Raw genomic sequence first — 15,602 nt, forward strand, 5'->3', positions numbered from 1 at the left:
TGGAGGATGTCCGGATCGGGATGGGCCGGACGTCAAGCTTTGGGAGGAGCGCATGACCATGACGAGACTTCGCTTCATGGCGTTGGCGGCAAGCCTGTCGCTCGGCGTCGCCCTGGCGGCCGGCGGCCTGCCGCAGTCCGCCGCCGCGGCGGCGGACCGGGCGGTGAAAATCGGCCTGATCCTGCCGATCACCGGCCCCTTCGCCTCGACCGGCGCGGAGGAACTCGCCGGGGTCAAGCAGTACATGGCCGACCACGGCAAGACCGTCGCCGGCCGCACGATCGAGCTGGTGGTCAAGGACGATACCGGGTCGCCGAACGAGACCAAGCGGATCGCCCAGGAACTGGTGACGAGCGGCGGCGTCAACGTGCTGATGGGCTTCGGCCTGACGCCGCTCGCCTTCGCCACCGCGCCGATCGCGACGCAGGCGAAGGTGCCGATGGTCGTCACCGCCGCGGCGACCTCGTCGGTGACCGAGAAGTCGCCCTACATCGTGCGCACCAGCTTCGTCACGCCGCAGGGCGCCTACACCATGGGCGACTGGGCGGCGAAGAACGGCATGAAGTCCGCCGTCACTCTCGTTACCGACTATGCGCCCGGGATCGAGGAGCAGGACTGGTTCGTCAAGGCTTTCGAGACGGGCGGCGGCAAGGTCGTCGAGCAGCTGAAGGTCCCGCTGAAGAACCCCGACTTCGCGCCCTTCCTGCAGCGGGTCGCCGACGACAAGCCGGATGCGGTCTTCGTCTTCGTGCCGGCGGGCGTCGGCGCGCAGTTCATGAAGCAGTTCCGCGAGCGCGGGCTCGACAAGTCCGGCATCAGGCTGATCGGAACCGGTGACATCGTCGACGACCAGTTCCTGAATTCCATGGGCGACGTCGCGCTCGGCGTCGTCACCGCCCGCGATTACACCGCGGCTCACGACAGCGAGATTAACCGCAAGTTCGTCAAGGCGTTCGAGGCGGCCAACGACGGCATGCGGCCGAACTTCATGGCGGTCGGCGGCTATGACGGCATGGCGCTGGTCTACCACGCGCTCGAAAAGACCAAGGGCGACGCCAGCGGCCCGAAGCTGATCGAGGCGATGAAGGGCCTGTCCTGGGAAAGCCCCCGCGGGCCGATCTCGATCGACCCGAAGACCCGCGACATCGTCCAGAACATCTACATCAACAAGGTCGAGAAGAAGGACGGGCAGCTCTACAGCGTGACCATGGACACGGTGAAGGCCGTCAAGGACCCGGCCAAGGCCGCAAAATGAGGCATGCGGGCGGGACGGCAGCCGCCGCGCCGCCGTCCGCTGAACACGATCCTGGCTGCTTGCGAGCGGGCGGAGCAGCGATCTGAGGCATACATCGGATTTCGTCCGGATCGGCCGGACATCATCGACAGGGAGGCATTTCATGACTTTCACCAGACGCAACCTCATCGCCCTCGCGGCGACGGTCTCGGTCGGCGCCAGCCTTGCCGGTCTCGGCGCGCCGCTTCAGGCCCGCGCGGCCGACGACACCGTGAAGATCGGCTTCATTGAGCCGATGACGGGCCCGTTCGCCTCGACCGGTATCGAGGCCCTCGCCGGCGCCAAGCAGTACATTGCCGATCACGGTGACACCGTCGCCGGCAAGAAGATCCAGCTGATCGTCAAGGACGACACGGGATCGCCGAACGATACCAAGCGCATCGCGCAGGAACTGGTGGTCAACGAGGGCGCGAACGTCCTGATGGGCTTCGGCCTGACGCCGCTCGCCTTCGCGACGGCCCCGATCGCGACGCAGGCGAAGGTGCCGATGATCGTCACCTCGGCCGCGACCTCCTCGATCACCGAGAAGTCGCCTTATGCGACGCGCACGTCCTTCACCCTGCCGCAGGCGGCCTCGGTGATGGGGCAGTGGGCGGCGAAGAACGGCATCAAGTCGGTCGTCACGCTGGTCAGCGACTACGCGCCCGGCAAGGACGCGCAGGACTGGTTCGTCAAGACGTTCGAGAAGAACGGCGGCAAGGTCAAGGAACAGCTGACCGTGCCCCTGAAGAACCCGGACTTCTCGCCCTTCCTGCAGCGCGTCGCCGACGACAAGCCGGATGCGGTGTTCGTGTTCGTGCCGGCGGGCGTCGGCTCGCAGTTCATGAAGCAGTTCAAGGAGCGCGGTCTCTCCGACGCCGGCATCAAGCTGATCGGCACCGGCGACGTCGTCGACGACCAGATCCTCAACGACATGGGCGACGTCGCGCTCGGCGTCGTCTCGGCCCACCACTATACGGCGGCCCTCCAGACCGACGCGAACCAGACATTCGTCAAGGCCTTCGAGAAGGCCAACAACGGCATGCGGCCGAACTTCATGGCCGTCGGCGCCTATGACGGCATGGCGATGGTCTACCACGCGCTGGAGAAGACGAACGGCGACGCCAGCGGCCCGAAGCTGATGGAGGCGATCAAGGGACTGAAGTGGGAGAGCCCGCGCGGTCCGGTGATGATCGACCCGAAGACGCGCGACATCGTCCAGAACATCTACATCGACAAGACGCAGAAGGTGGACGGCCAGCTCTACAACGTGCCGATCGAGACGGTGAAGGACGTCAAGGACCCGGCGAAGGCCGCGAAGTAAGACGGACCGCGTCTGGCGGCCGGGGGAGACCTCGGCCGCCCGGCGGGATGTGGCCCGACCCGCTTTCGCTTCCGGCAGGGAGTCGAACGCCCAGCACTCGTCATCCCGGCCTCGAGCCGGGATCCATGCCGAACCATCGATGCTGCCGAGGCGGTTGACCGGCCGGACATCGTTCTTCCCTTCGCGCGTGAAAGCCAGTCGATGCGGAGGAATGGATCCCGGGTCGAGCCCGGGATGACGAAGCTTCCGTTTGCGGCCCGCTCCTTGCAAGCGTCGTCACCGCATCGGAGGAACATGCCGTATACGAAGTCGAACAGCGATAAGGACCGACCCTCATGACCCTGCGCTGCGGACTCTCTCACCTCATCACGGACCTGTCTCGCCCATGACGATCCTCTTCGACGGCATCGCCTACGGGATGCTCCTGTTCATCCTCGCCTGCGGGCTGGCGCTGACGCTGGGGCTGATGAACTTCATCAACCTCGCGCATGGCGCCTTCGCCATGGCGGGCGGCTATGTCCTCGTCATCCTCAGCCAGCAGGCGGGGGTGCCGTTCCTCCTGTGCCTGCCGATCGCCTTCATCGTGCCGGCGGTCATCGGCGCCATCCTGGAGCGCACGCTCTACCAGCACCTTTACGGCCGCAGCCATCTCGACCAGGTGCTGTTCTCGATCGGCATCGTCTTCATGGCGATCACCGCGACGCGCTACTTCATGGGCTCAGGGCAGCAGATCGTGCAGCTGCCGGACTGGCTGCAGGGGCGGGTGGAGTTCCTCGGCACCGGCATGGGCGTCTACCGCCTGTTCACCATCGCCATCTGCGCCGTCGTCGCCGGCCTGATCCAGCTCGGCCTGTCGAAGACCCGCTTCGGCAGCCAGCTGAGAGCCGCCGTCGACGACGCGACGGTGGCGCGGGGGCTCGGGATCAACGTCTCGCTGGTCTTCGCCGTCACCTTTGCGGTCGGGTCGGGCCTTGCCGGGCTCGGCGGCGCGCTCGGAGCGGAGGTGCTCGGCCTCGATCCGAACTTTCCGCTCAGCTACATGATCTACTTCCTGGTGGTCGTCGCCGTCGGCGGCACCACCACCATCACCGGCCCGTTCCTGGCGGCGCTCATCCTCGGCATCGCCGACGTCCTGGGCAAATACTACGTGCCCTCGCTCGGCGCCTTCATCATCTACACGCTGATGGTCCTGATCCTTCTGTGGCGGCCGCACGGCCTGTTCTCTCGGGCGGGTGCCCGATGAGCGCGACCCTCTCCGCCCGCCGCGCCGCCGTTCCCGCCGTCGACCGGCCGAGCCTCGTCGCGGCGCTGTCGCGCCCGGCCGTGCCCCTGTGGTTCGAGGTCGTGTTCTGGCTGGCCGCGGTCGGCATCTTCTTCGTCATCCCCGACCGCGCGCTGCTTCTCAACGACATCGCCATCCTCGGCCTGTTCGCGCTGTCGCTGGACCTGATCCTCGGCTATGCCGGCATCGTCTCGCTCGGCCACGCCGCCTTCTTCGGCGCCGGCGCCTATGTCGCCGGCATCCTCGCGGTCAACGGCTTCGGCTGGCCGATCCCGGGGCTGCTCCTCGGCGGCCTCGTCGCGGCGCTGATCGGCTTCGTCTCGGGCTTCCTGATCCTTCGGGGCTCGGACCTGACGCGGCTGATGATCACGCTCGGCGTGTCGCTGATCCTGCTCGAACTCGCCAACCGCTTCGACAACTGGACCGGCGGCGCCGACGGCCTCTACGGCGCCACCATGGCGCCGGTGCTCGGCCTCTTCGACTTCGACCTCTACGGCCACACCGCCTATTTCTACAGCCTCTCTGTCCTGTTCCTGTGCGTCTTGTTCTCGCGGCTCCTGATCGCCTCGCCCTTCGGCCAGTCGCTGCGGGCGATCAAGGACAATCGCATGCGCGCGGCGCATCTCGGCATCGCGACCTCGCGCCACCTCGTCGGCATCTACGTCGTCGCGGCCTTCATGGCGGGGCTCGCCGGCGCGCTGAACGCCCAGACGACGCAGTTCGCCTCCCTCGACGTCCTCTCCTTCGAGCGGTCTGCCGACATCCTCCTGATCCTCGTCCTCGGCGGCACCGGCTATCTCTATGGCGGCCTGGTCGGGGCGGTGATCTTCAAGGTGCTGCAGACGGTCCTCTCCGACCTGACGCCGGAATACTGGCAGTTCTGGATCGGCCTCCTCCTCGTCGTCATCGTGCTGATCGGCCGCGACCGGATGAGCGAGCGCTTCGGCCAGCTCTTCTCGCGCCGCGCCCGAACGGACGGGGAGGCACTGCCATGAGCCGCACCATTCCTTCCGCGTCGGGAGCAGTGGCCGCGGCGGTGCCGGCCTTGGAAACCCGCGGCCTCGTCAAGCGCTTCGGCGGGCTCGTCGCCACAAACGACGTCACGCTCGCCTTCGAGAAGGGCGCCCGGCACGCGCTGATCGGGCCGAACGGCGCCGGAAAGACGACGCTGATCAACCTCCTCACCGGCGTCCTTTCGCCCACCGAGGGGTCGGTGCTTCTCGGTGGCGCCGACGTCACCGCGCTCACGCCGCATCAGCGGGCGCGGCGCGGCATCGCGCGCACCTTCCAGATCAACCAGCTGTTTCTCGACATGACGCCGCTCGAGACCGTGGCGCTGTCCGCCGCCGCCGCCCGCGGGCGCGCCGGGGTCTGGTGGCACCGCGCGGCGCGCGAGCGCGAGAGCGTCGAGCGCGCCGGCGGCCTGCTCGAACGCTTCGGCCTCGCCGATGTCATGTCGACGCGGGTCGCCTCGCTGCCCTACGGCAAGCAGCGCCTCCTGGAGATCGCCGTCGCCATCGCCTCGGAGCCAGAGGTGCTGCTGCTCGACGAGCCGGCCGCCGGTGTGCCGGAGGACGAGCGCCACGAGATCCTGGCGATCGTCGAGAGCCTGCCGAAGGACGTGACCGTCGTCCTCATCGAGCACGACATGGATCTCGTCTTTTCCTTCGCCAGCCGCATCACCGTGCTCGTTTCCGGCGCCGTCTTCACCGAAGGGACGGTCGCGGAAATCTCCGCCAATCCGGAAGTGCGCCGCGTCTATCTCGGAGAGGGCGATGCCTGACCTGCTCACCGTCGAAGGCGTCTCGGCCGGCTATGGCAAGGCCGTCGCAATCCAGGGGATCGACTTCTCGCTGCGCGCCGGCGGCGCGATGGCGCTGCTCGGGCGCAACGGCGTCGGCAAGACGACGCTGATCAACACGCTGGTCGGCGTCACCACCTTCAAGGGCGGCCGCATCGTCCTCGATGGCAGGGACATCACGAAGCTCTCGCCGGAGCGGCGCGCGGCCGCCGGCATCGGCTGGGTGCCGCAGGAGCGTAACATCTTCGTCTCGCTGACCGTCGAGGAGAACCTGACGGCGATCGCGCGGCGCGGTCCTTGGGACGTCGCCCGCGTCTACAAGATGTTCCCGCGGCTCCACGAGCGACGGAAGAACATGGGCAACCAGCTCTCCGGCGGCGAGCAGCAGATGCTGGCGGTCGGCCGCGCGCTGATGCTGAACCCGAAGATCATCCTGCTGGACGAGCCGCTGGAAGGGCTCGCGCCGGTGATCGTCGACGAACTCCTTGCGGCGTTGCGCCGCATCGTCACCGAGGAGCATCTGACGGCGATCATCGTCGAGCAGAAGGCCCGCAAGATCCTTCCGTTCACCGACCAGGCGCTGATCCTCCAGCGCGGCACGATCACCCATCGGGCCGACAGCGCCGCGCTTCTCGCCGACGACGCGGTGCTGGAGTCGCATCTCGGCGTCTGACGCGAAGGCGCGCCCTGCCGGGGGGCGGATGGCTCTATCGCCGTTGCCGCCCCCGTCGCCTCGTCCGGTCGACCCCTTCCCGCCGATACCGCTGCCGAGCCTGTGCCGGGCAGCGCCCGGCGCAGCGGTTTCGGTCAGCCCATCATGCGCATGTCGAGATTGTAGAGGATCCAGATCGTCCCGCCGGCCATGACGGTGACGATCATGAAGGAGAACAGGATCAGCTGCAGGTCCTCGCGCTTCGACTTCGCCAGGTTGATGTGCAGGAAATAGTGGAAATGCACCACGATCTGCACGATGGCGCAGCCGAGGATGATCCACAGGATCGTCATGCGCGGCCAGTCGGTCCAGGCGACGCTGCCGAAGGCGGCGAGCGTCAGCAGGATCGCGAGGACAAGGCCGACGAAATAGTTCCGGCGCTCGCGGCGGAAGTCTTCCTCGTGTCTGATGCTGCTCATCCGGCCAACCCCTGCAGATAGACGATGGAAAAGATACCGACCCAGACGACGTCCAGAAAATGCCAGAACAGGCCAAGGCGCAGGAGCCTGAGCTTTACGTCCTTGTCGAGCCCGAACACCATGATCTGGGCCAGCATCACGCAGATCCAGAGGCAGCCGAGGGTCACGTGGATGCCGTGCGTGGAGACGAGCGCGAAGTAGGCCGAGATAAAGCCCGAGCGGCTCGGACCGACACCCTTGTCGAACACCGACAGGAAGTCGTGCGATTCGAAGCCGAGGAAGGTCAGACCGAGGCAGAGCGTGATGATCAGCCAGTAGACGACGAATTTCGGCCGCGGATTGTACTTCATGGCGAGCGAGGCCATGCCGAAGGTGAAGCTGCTCATCAGGAGCAGCCCGGTCTCGATCGACACGCTCTTGATGTCGTAGAGGTCCTTCGGTCCCGGGCCGCCCGCGATGCCCCGCAGTTCGACCGCATAGGTCGCAAAGAGCATCGCGAAGATGATCATGTCGCTCATCAGGTAGACCCAGAAGCCGAAGACGAGCTCCTCGGCCTCCTCGTGCGCTTCCGGATCGATGGTGCCGAGGTTGATGCCCGGATGTTTCTGTTCCCAGCTGCTCATACCGCCGACACCTCCGCGAGCCCGCGATTGGCCGGGCTGACCTCGTAGTCGCGCGAGACGACCGGCGTCTCATGCACCGCCCGCAGCCAGCGCTCGTGTTCCTTCTTCACCTTCCAGGCCGGGATGACCTTCTTGGTGTCCTTCACGAAGCTCCGCGCGATCACCGACAGCATCATGATGCCGATGCCCGCGGCGACCATCCACCAGATGTACCAGGTCAGCCCGAAGGCGATCATGACGCCGGCGACGGCGAAGACCGGCCCGAGCATCGAGTTCTTCGGCATCTCGATGTCCTTGTAGCGCTCCGGCGGCAGATAGGCCTCGTTGCGCATCTTCATGGCATGGAAGGCGTCGCGTTCGTGGACCGTCGGGATGACCGCGAAGTTGTATTCGGGCGGCGGCGCCGGTGTCATCCACTCGATCGTGCGGCCGTTCCATGGGTCGCCGGCGAAGACGTTGTATTCGCGGCGCCTGAGGATGCTGACGAAGAGCTGGATCAGGAGACTGGCAAAGGCCGCCAGCACGAACACCGCACCCACCATGGCGACGATCGTCCAGGGCAGATAGGCGCCCTCGAAATACTCCACGGTCCGGCGCGGCATGCCGAGCGCGCCCAGCGCGTAGAGCGGGAAGAAGGCGAGCACGAAGCCGACGACCCAGCAGCCCCAGGCGATCCGGCCCCATTTCTCGTCCAGCCGGAAGCCGAACGCCTTCGGGAACCAGTAGGTGTAGCCGGCGAGCATGCCGTACAGCATGCCGGGGATCAGCATGTTGTGGAAATGCGCGACCAGGAACAGCGTGTTGTGGACCTGGTAGTCGACGGCCGGATTGGCGAGCAGGATGCCCGTCAGGCCGCCGATGGTGAACAGGATGACGAAGGCGAGCGCGTAGAGCATCGGCACCGTGAAGCGGACGCGTCCGCGATACATCGTCAGGATCCAGTCGTAGATCTTCACGCCGGTCGGAATGCCGACGAGCATCGTCGCCGTCCCGAACACGGCGTTGAGGCTGGCGGTCTGCCCCATGGTGAAGAAGTGGTGCACCCAGACCAGGAAGGAGATGAAGCCGATCGCGATGGTGGCACTGACGAGGCCGATATAGCCGTAGAGCTTTTTCGCAGAGAAGTTGGCGAACACCTCGGAGTAGACGCCGAAGGAGGGCAGCACGAGGATGTAGACCTCGGGATGGCCGAACGCCCAGAACAGGTTGGCGTAGTTCATCATGTTGCCGCCGAGATTGTTCGTGAAGAAGTGCATGTCGGCGTAGCGGTCGAGCGCGAGGAGCACGGTCGCCACCGTCAGCGGCGGCATCGCGAAGATCATCAGGATGCTGGTGGCGAGAGCGGTCCAGCAGAACAGCGGCATCCGCATCAGATGCATGCCGGGGCAGCGCTTCTTGTAGATCGTCACCGCGAAGTTGATGCCCGTCATGGTCGAGCCGATCGAACTGAGCGTCACCGCCCAGATCCAGTAGTCCGGCCCGACGCCCGGATTGAACGTCATCTCCGTGTAGGGCGGATAGCCGCTCCAGCCGCCGGTCGAGAACTTGCCGAGGCACAGCGAGATCATCAAAATCGCCGCGCCGGCCGAGGTGAAGGCGAGGCTGAGCGAGTTGATGAGCGGGAAGGAGACGTCACGCGCGCCGATCTGCAGCGGCATGGCGTAGTTCATCACGCCGGTGAGGAAGGGCATCGCCATGAAGAAGATCATGATCGTGCCGTGCGTGGTGAACAGCTGCGAGAAGTGGTCGGGCGGCAGGTAGCCTGGCGCGTCGTAGGCGAGCGCCTGCTGCAGCCGCATCATCGACGCCTCGACGAGCGCGCGGGCCATCATCACGAAGGAGATCGTGATGAACATGATGCCGATCTTCTTGTGGTCGAGGCTGGTGAGCCACTCCGTCCACAGATACTTCCACTTGCCGAGCCAGGTGATCAGGATCACCACGAAAAGCGCGCCGAAGACCACGAGCAAGGCGGCGAAGGCGGCGATCGGGCTGTAGAAGGGCAGGGAGTCGTAGGACAGCTTGCCGAAAAAGACATACCACCAGTCGGAAGCGGTCATTGATGTGCCTCAGCCTTTTTGTGCTGCCCGGCTTCCATCGCCTCCTTCGGGTAGGACGAAGGGTAGGGCGGCCGGTATTTCGAGACGATCTTGCTGAAGAGATCGGGTTCGGGATCCGAGAAGTAGAGCGTCGCGGCCGGGAGCGCGTTCATGTCCAGCCGCTGCTGCGCCTCGTCCGCGGTCGTCCGCTGCGACAGGATCGCATAGGTCCCGGCGTCCAGCGGCCGCGGCGCGGCGTCCCGCACCGTCTTCACCCAGGCGTCGAAGGCGGGCTTGGCCATCGCGTCGACGCTGAACTTCTGCATATGGAATCCCATGCCGTTGAACTGCGTGTTTTCGCCCCGCAGCGTGCCGGCATGGTCGGCGATGAGATTGAGCTGCGTCTTCATCCCGGCCATGGCGTAGATCTGGCTGCCGAGCGAGGGGATGAAGAAGGCCTGCATCACCGCGTCCGAGGTGATGGTGAAATGCACCGGTCGGTCCGTCGGCAGGCCGAGCACGCCGACCGTCGCGATGTGCTGTTCGGGGTAGATGAACAGCCATTTCCAGTCGAGGCCGACCACCTGGACCTCGAGCGGCGGCTTGTCTGAGGCGATCGGCCGGTAGGGATCGAGGTCGTTCTCCCACGACCAGATGAGATAGGCGAGGATGCCGACGATCGCGAAGGGCACGCCCCAGATCAGGAATTCCAGGCTCCAGTTGAAGCCCCAGTTCGGATCGTAGGCAGTCTTCGAATTCTTCCGCCGATATCGCCAGGCGAACCAGGGCACGAGGATGAAGACCGGGAGGCAGACGATCATCATCCAGCCGATGATCTCCAGGAACAGCGTGCGCTGCTGGGAGGCGATCTGGCCGTAGGGATGCAGGAAGGAGGACTGCTGGGCGCAGTCGCCGAGGGTGATGCCGAGAAGGGCGACGGCGAGAAACCCGCCGGCGCGTCTGAAACGGTTTGCCATGGTCCTATCCATGGCTCCGCCCGCAGGGGCTGGATCGCGAGACTGCGATGCCCGGGATCGGCAGGACGGGGCTGAGCTTGATCATGAATGACATCGTCCGCGCGGTTGGTCTCTACGATCGGTCTGCGGCAAGCGCCGCCTCGCCCTCTCGCTCGTATTTCGCCAGCGCGACGAGTGCGTTGACGAGCGCGAGATGGCTGAGCGCCTGGGGATAGTTGCCGGTGAGGCGCCGGCTGGCGACATCGTATTCCTCCGACAGCAGGCCGACATCGCTGCGGATCGACAATGCCCGCTCGATCGTCTCCACCGCCGCGGAGCGACGCCCCTGCATGAGCTGGCATTCGGCGAGCCAGAACGAGCAGGCGATGAACGCACCCTCTGGAACCAGCGCCGGCATCAGATGCCGCCGCACCAGCCCGTCGTCGACCAGGCGCTCCTCGATCAGCGCGATGGTGCCGCGCATCCGCTCGTCGTCGGCGGGAAGGAAGCCGACCTTGGGCAGGAGCAGGAGCGAGGCGTCCACCTCCTGACCGCCGAAATAGGAGGTGAAGGAGCCGAGGCCAGCGTCGTAGCCTTCCTTGCAGATGACCGCGTGGATCTTGTCTCGCAGCGCCTCGATGCGCTCGCGGTCGGCGCGCTTGAGCTCCTGGCCGCCCTTGCCCCCAAGGAACCGGTCGAGAGCCACCCAGGTCATCGCCTTGGAATAGGTGTAGTGGCGCGGCTCGCCGCGGCTCTCCCACAGCCCTGAATCCGGCTCGACCCACATCCGCTCGACATAGTCGACGATCGCGTGTTCCAGGTGTCGGCCCTGTTCGGTCCGGTCCATGCCGGCCTGCTCGGACGCGTGCAGGACGCGGATCAGTTCGCCATAGACGTCGAGCTGCAGCTGGCCCGCCGCGGCGTTGCCGACGCGCACCGGCCGCGCGAAGCGATAGCCCGGCAGCCAGGGAAGTTCCGCCTCGTTCAGCCGGCGCGAGCCGTCGACGCGGTACATGATCTGCATCTTGTCCGGCGCGCCGGCGACCGCCCTGAGGATCCAGTCGCGCCAGGCCGAAGCTTCCTGCGTGTAGCCGCAGTCGACGAGGGCGGAGAGGGTGAAGGTCGCGTCGCGCAGCCAGCAGAAGCGGTAGTCCCAGTTCATCTTGCCGCCGGGCTGCTCCGGCAGGGATGTGGTCGGCGCCGCGACGAGGCCGCCCGTCGGACGGTGCACCAGCGCCTTCAGCGTCAGCAGCGAGCGGCGGAGCGCCGCGCTGTAGTCGTCATTCTCGCACGGGCTTTCGAACCGGCCGATCCAGTCCCGCCAGTATTGCTGGGTTTCCTTGAGCGACTTGTCGGGATCGACCGCCTCCGGGGCGGGATCCTGCGCGGAGCCATAGGTGAGAACGAAGACGTGGCTGTCGCCTTCCGAGACGGTGAAGCGCGAGACGACCTTGCTGTCGGTGATCTCCAGCTTCTCGCTGGACCGCAGCACGACCTTGTCGGGCCCGACATGCAGCAGGACGCCGCCGTCGAATTCGGTCACCCAGGGCGGCATGTTGCCGTAGTCGAAGCGCAAGGAGGCGTCCATGCGCGCCTTCACCCGGCCTTCCAGCCCGGTGACCATCCGCACCAGCACCGGGTTCCCCGAACGGATCGGCATGAAGTCGGTGATGCGGATCGTGCCGCTCGCGCTGGTCAGGTCGGTCTCGAGGACCATCGTGCCCGGCTGGTAGCGGTGCTCGCTGCTCTCGATCGGCTCTTCCGGCGCGATCGACCAGCAGCCGTGTTCCGGATTGCCGAGCAGCGATGCGCAGCAGGCCGGGGAATCGAAGCGCGGCAGGCAGAGCCAGTCGACGGAGCCCTGGCGGGTGACGAGGGCGACGGTCTCGCCGTCGCCGATCATCGCGATGTCTTCCAGCGGTACCGTCATCGACGTTCCTCCCTCGCGCGCTTGCCTCCCTTCTTCACGTCGGCGCTCGTCATGTCAGCGACGCCTCCGCGTCAGCAGCGACAGGATGGAGACGAGCCCCAGCACCCCGAAGCCGGCGAGGAAGGCGTCGCGGTGGCGGTCGGTCACCATTTCGAGGCTGGTCGACTTCGCCTGGGAATCGAAGCGCCCGTGCGCCGTCGCATGACCCGCGACCGGCTCGAACAGATTGGCCGGCGCGTTCTCCGGCTTCGGGGTGGAGGACAGCTGTGCGCTGTAGCCCTTCTTCGCCATGAAGCGGTCGAGCAGGCCCGGCGCGATCATGTTGCCGACGATCGCCTGGACGCTGGAATAGCCGACCCAGATCTCGCGGCGCTTGTTGGTCGCTGCGAAGAAGATTGCGCGGGCGGCGACCTCCGGCTCGAAGATCGGCGGCACCGGCTGGGCCTTCTTGCTCATCTTGTTCATCGCCCAGTCGAACTGCGGCGTGTTCACCGCCGGCAGCATGACCATGGTCAGCTGGATGTCGAGGCCGTCATGGATCAGCTCCGAACGAAGGGAATCGGTAAAGCCGCGGATCGCAGCCTTGGCGGCGCAGTAGGGCGCCTGCAGCGGCACCGAGCGATAGCCGAGGGCGGAGCCGATGTTGACGATCACCCCGTGCCGGCGCACCCGCATGCGCTTTAGCGCGGCCATCATGCCGTAGACCTGGCCGAGATAGGTGACGTTGGTGGCGCGCTGCACCTCCTCCGGTTTCAGCTCCGAGACGGGGGAGAAAACCGTCGCCATGGCGACGTTCACCCAGGTGTGGATCGGCCCAAGTTCGCCCTCGACGCGGTCTGCCGCGGCTTCCACCTGGCCGGAGTCGGAGACGTCCGTCGGGATCGGCAGCGCTTTCCGGCCCAGCCGGCGGATCTCCTCCGCCAGGCTCTCCAGCCGGTCCTTGTCGCGCGACAGAAGCGCGACGTCATAGCCGTTGCGGGCAAATTCCAGTGCGGTGGCTCGTCCGACGCCTGCCCCGGCCCCGGTTATCACTGCAATCTGCCTCATCCCGCTCTCCTCATTTACAATCGGTTGCTTCGAATAGTCTGTTCATCGCCGGTCTGCGGGGCCGAGATCACCATAGCCGGCCAAGCATCTGCAGGAATTGACCATGTCGTCAGCAGATGACGACATGGCGCGGATAGATGTTGCAGATGCGAAAAGGATCAAATTACCGGTTACTAGCCATCTAAAATCCTCGGCGCCGCATCCAGACGTACGATGATGTTTCCGCGCCGGCGGTCTGATCGCCGCGGCGTGAACAGCCGCAGAACTCTCTTCACGCCTTCGCGAGCACTGGAACAACCAGCGACGCGGCGACCCGTTCCCGCCCGAACCCTACAAGTTCGTAACGTTCTCTAATGAGAGGGTCTCTCGGGCGCCTCGCCGCAGGGCGGCTTCGGGGATAGGTTGCGTCCGTCCGCGGGATGGCTCAAGGACCGTTCATGCCTCTGATCCACAAGATCGATGACCCCGCCGACCCGCGGGTCGAGCCGTTCCGGAACGTGCGCGAGCGCGACCTCGTCGGACGCCGGGGCTTCATCGCCGAGGGCAAGGTGGTGCTCGACCATCTGCTCGCTGCCCGGCGCTTCCGGCCGACTGCGCTCCTCGTCCTCGAGAACCGGATGGCGGGTCTCGCCGACCGTCTCGCCCGTCTGCCCGACAGGGTGCCGGTGCATGTCGCCAGCCGGGCGGTCTTCGACGAGATTGCCGGCTTTCCCGTCCATCGCGGGATACTCGCCCACGCGGAGGACTGCGAAGCCGAAGGCGACGGCGGCGCGCTGATTGCCTCGGCGCATGCGGCGGGGCAGCCGCTGGTCGTGTGCGTCGGCATCGCCAACCACGACAATGTCGGCGCGATCTTCCGCAACGCCGCGGCCTTCGGCGCCGGTGCCGTGCTCCTCGACGGGACGTCCTGCCATCCGCTCTACCGCAAGGCTCTGCGGGTCTCCGTCGGCGCCGTGTTGACCGTGCCCTGGCATTTCGGCCGCTCGGCCGGCGAGATCCTGCGCGACGTTTCCGCCGCGGGTTACCAGCCCTTCGCCCTGACGCCGGCCGGCGAGATCGAAGCCGGCGCATTGCCGCGCGACCGGCCGGCGGCGCTGTTCCTCGGAACGGAGGGGAATGGGCTGCCAGTGGAGCTGATGGAGCGGATGCGCACGGTGCGCATCGCGATGCAGCCGGGGCTCGACAGCCTCAATGTCGCGACCGCCGCGGCGATCGTCCTGCACGGGCTGTATTCGGCGGCCTGATCCCTCACGGTCACACCGAAGACTGCGGCGAAGCCGCGAGCCGAGACCTGCCGTCCTGTTCCTGCCCAAGCCGCCCGTCCTCGGGACGCATCATTGCGTGACGTCGTGAAGGCGCGCGGCGCCGCCGCCGGCACATGATTCCCGCGGCAAATCTCCCGGGGGGACCGGCACGACCGTCGTCGCCGGACTCGACGGGGTTCCCCGCAAGCGGCTCCCGGCACGAGGTTCACCTCCGTATTTACGTAGAGTAAGTAAAGGTTTCGTCAAGCGACTTCGCCTCGGTGCGGAAGGCCGAGGACGCGACGCTTCGGCGGGTGCGGAAACGAGAACCGGACGCGCTGACCCTATGAAGTCAGTGAATTCAACATCTCAGGCAATCGGCCGAGCGTTTCGACGACGGCAGCGTGTTCTTGGGAGCCGCCGGCGCCTCGTGGACACGGGCCGCTTTCACCATGGATGCGACATATTGTTATGCGCCTTTATAACAAATTTAGAGAGGGAGGTTACCAAGGGAAAGCTGTCCAAATCTGTCGGAGCGTAGCATGGCACTTGGCGCATGAACATGTCGGGCGGGACGCTCAAGGTTAAATTCTACCGTGAGCTGAACAGAGCCGAGCGGGAGCGCGCGGTTCCCGTCGTCAAGCTCGCGGGACTCTATTTCATCTGGTGGCCGAAGGGGTTGCGGATCAAGCGGGGCTAAGCCGCATCGAGCCGCCCGCAAGCCTTCGGATCTGACGCATCATGCAGCAGCGAACCTGGGCGGGGCGGGAGACGCATGTTCGCCGCCCCGGCAGCGGGCGTGCTCGTCCCCGCCGGTCGCGGTCGACGCATGCGCCCCGAAGTGGCTGACATCGTCACATCGCGGTCTTGGGGTGGACCGAACGAAGGTGCGCCCTGATCTGATCGACTGACGCAGCGCCGCTGTCGCTGGTGGAACGCCCGCAGGCGGCAG

The 15,602-nt window shown here is 66.2% G+C and carries 13 protein-coding genes; 7 read left to right on the forward strand and 6 right to left on the reverse strand.

Annotated elements, in window-relative coordinates:
* Window positions 1–52: 52 nt before the first annotated feature.
* The 6 genes from AB5S17_RS02690 to AB5S17_RS02715 all read left to right on the forward strand — a co-directional run bounded on the left by AB5S17_RS02690 (window position 53) and on the right by AB5S17_RS02715 (window position 6,353).
* A complete protein-coding gene (locus AB5S17_RS02690) occupies window positions 53–1,255 on the forward strand; it encodes an ABC transporter substrate-binding protein (RefSeq protein ID WP_369235838.1) in 1,203 nt (400 codons plus the stop codon).
* A gap of 142 nt (window positions 1,256–1,397) precedes the next feature.
* Window positions 1,398–2,597 (forward strand): ABC transporter substrate-binding protein, encoded by a 1,200-nt coding sequence (locus tag AB5S17_RS02695; protein ID WP_369235840.1) that lies wholly within the window; start codon window positions 1,398–1,400, stop codon window positions 2,595–2,597.
* A 385-nt stretch (window positions 2,598–2,982) separates the two neighbouring features.
* Window positions 2,983–3,840 carry a branched-chain amino acid ABC transporter permease gene (locus tag AB5S17_RS02700; protein WP_369235842.1) on the forward strand — a complete coding sequence of 286 codons (858 nt, stop codon included), beginning with the start codon at window positions 2,983–2,985 and terminating at the stop codon, window positions 3,838–3,840.
* Window positions 3,837–4,874 (forward strand): branched-chain amino acid ABC transporter permease, encoded by a 1,038-nt coding sequence (locus AB5S17_RS02705; protein WP_369235844.1) that lies wholly within the window; start codon window positions 3,837–3,839, stop codon window positions 4,872–4,874. Before AB5S17_RS02700 ends, AB5S17_RS02705 begins: the two co-directional genes overlap by 4 nt.
* Window positions 4,871–5,662 (forward strand): ABC transporter ATP-binding protein, encoded by a 792-nt coding sequence (locus AB5S17_RS02710; protein WP_369235846.1) that lies wholly within the window; start codon window positions 4,871–4,873, stop codon window positions 5,660–5,662. Before AB5S17_RS02705 ends, AB5S17_RS02710 begins: the two co-directional genes overlap by 4 nt.
* A complete protein-coding gene (locus AB5S17_RS02715) occupies window positions 5,655–6,353 on the forward strand; it encodes an ABC transporter ATP-binding protein (RefSeq protein WP_369235848.1) in 699 nt (232 codons plus the stop codon). Before AB5S17_RS02710 ends, AB5S17_RS02715 begins: the two co-directional genes overlap by 8 nt.
* A gap of 134 nt (window positions 6,354–6,487) precedes the next feature.
* Here AB5S17_RS02715 and cyoD read toward each other — a convergent pair whose 3' ends face one another.
* The 6 genes from cyoD to AB5S17_RS02745 form a co-directional block, all read right to left on the reverse strand.
* A complete protein-coding gene (cyoD, locus tag AB5S17_RS02720) occupies window positions 6,488–6,811 on the reverse strand; it encodes a cytochrome o ubiquinol oxidase subunit IV (RefSeq protein ID WP_369235850.1) in 324 nt (107 codons plus the stop codon).
* Window positions 6,808–7,434, reverse strand: a complete 627-nt coding sequence (locus AB5S17_RS02725) for a cytochrome (ubi)quinol oxidase subunit III (RefSeq protein ID WP_369235852.1) — start codon at window positions 7,432–7,434, stop codon at window positions 6,808–6,810. The genes cyoD and AB5S17_RS02725 overlap by 4 nt, the downstream gene beginning before the upstream one ends.
* Window positions 7,431–9,494 carry a cbb3-type cytochrome c oxidase subunit I gene (locus AB5S17_RS02730; RefSeq protein WP_369235854.1) on the reverse strand — a complete coding sequence of 688 codons (2,064 nt, stop codon included), beginning with the start codon at window positions 9,492–9,494 and terminating at the stop codon, window positions 7,431–7,433. The genes AB5S17_RS02725 and AB5S17_RS02730 overlap by 4 nt, the downstream gene beginning before the upstream one ends.
* Complete coding sequence (locus AB5S17_RS02735; RefSeq protein WP_369235856.1) at window positions 9,491–10,450, reverse strand: cytochrome ubiquinol oxidase subunit II; 960 nt, start codon at window positions 10,448–10,450, stop codon at window positions 9,491–9,493. Before AB5S17_RS02735 ends, AB5S17_RS02730 begins: the two co-directional genes overlap by 4 nt.
* Before the next feature lie 112 nt (window positions 10,451–10,562).
* Window positions 10,563–12,359, reverse strand: coding sequence for a glycoside hydrolase family 15 protein (locus tag AB5S17_RS02740; protein ID WP_369235858.1), 1,797 nt, complete (start codon window positions 12,357–12,359; stop codon window positions 10,563–10,565).
* Window positions 12,360–12,413: 54 nt separating this feature from the next.
* Window positions 12,414–13,406, reverse strand: a complete 993-nt coding sequence (locus AB5S17_RS02745) for an SDR family oxidoreductase (RefSeq protein ID WP_369235860.1) — start codon at window positions 13,404–13,406, stop codon at window positions 12,414–12,416.
* Between the two features lie 437 nt (window positions 13,407–13,843).
* Here AB5S17_RS02745 and AB5S17_RS02750 point away from each other — a divergent pair, with 437 nt between their 5' ends.
* Window positions 13,844–14,650, forward strand: coding sequence for a TrmH family RNA methyltransferase (locus AB5S17_RS02750; RefSeq protein ID WP_369235862.1), 807 nt, complete (start codon window positions 13,844–13,846; stop codon window positions 14,648–14,650).
* The last annotated feature ends 952 nt before the right edge of the window (window positions 14,651–15,602 follow it).

This window comes from Jiella sp. M17.18, assembly GCF_041027365.1.
GTDB lineage: Bacteria > Pseudomonadota > Alphaproteobacteria > Rhizobiales > Rhizobiaceae > VKMB-3413.

Bases quoted from the DNA above. Each gene is read 5' to 3' on its own strand.
- AB5S17_RS02690 (WP_369235838.1), top strand. From the start codon at position 53: ATGACCATGACGAGACTTCGCTTCATGGCGTTGGCGGCAAGCCTGTCG.
- AB5S17_RS02695 (WP_369235840.1), top strand. From the start codon at position 1,398: ATGACTTTCACCAGACGCAACCTCATCGCCCTCGCGGCGACGGTCTCG.
- AB5S17_RS02700 (WP_369235842.1), top strand. From the start codon at position 2,983: ATGACGATCCTCTTCGACGGCATCGCCTACGGGATGCTCCTGTTCATC.
- AB5S17_RS02705 (WP_369235844.1), top strand. From the start codon at position 3,837: ATGAGCGCGACCCTCTCCGCCCGCCGCGCCGCCGTTCCCGCCGTCGAC.
- AB5S17_RS02710 (WP_369235846.1), top strand. From the start codon at position 4,871: ATGAGCCGCACCATTCCTTCCGCGTCGGGAGCAGTGGCCGCGGCGGTG.
- AB5S17_RS02715 (WP_369235848.1), top strand. From the start codon at position 5,655: ATGCCTGACCTGCTCACCGTCGAAGGCGTCTCGGCCGGCTATGGCAAG.
- cyoD (WP_369235850.1), bottom strand. From the start codon at position 6,811: ATGAGCAGCATCAGACACGAGGAAGACTTCCGCCGCGAGCGCCGGAAC.
- AB5S17_RS02725 (WP_369235852.1), bottom strand. From the start codon at position 7,434: ATGAGCAGCTGGGAACAGAAACATCCGGGCATCAACCTCGGCACCATC.
- AB5S17_RS02730 (WP_369235854.1), bottom strand. From the start codon at position 9,494: ATGACCGCTTCCGACTGGTGGTATGTCTTTTTCGGCAAGCTGTCCTAC.
- AB5S17_RS02735 (WP_369235856.1), bottom strand. From the start codon at position 10,450: ATGGCAAACCGTTTCAGACGCGCCGGCGGGTTTCTCGCCGTCGCCCTT.
- AB5S17_RS02740 (WP_369235858.1), bottom strand. From the start codon at position 12,359: ATGACGGTACCGCTGGAAGACATCGCGATGATCGGCGACGGCGAGACC.
- AB5S17_RS02745 (WP_369235860.1), bottom strand. From the start codon at position 13,406: ATGAGGCAGATTGCAGTGATAACCGGGGCCGGGGCAGGCGTCGGACGA.
- AB5S17_RS02750 (WP_369235862.1), top strand. From the start codon at position 13,844: ATGCCTCTGATCCACAAGATCGATGACCCCGCCGACCCGCGGGTCGAG.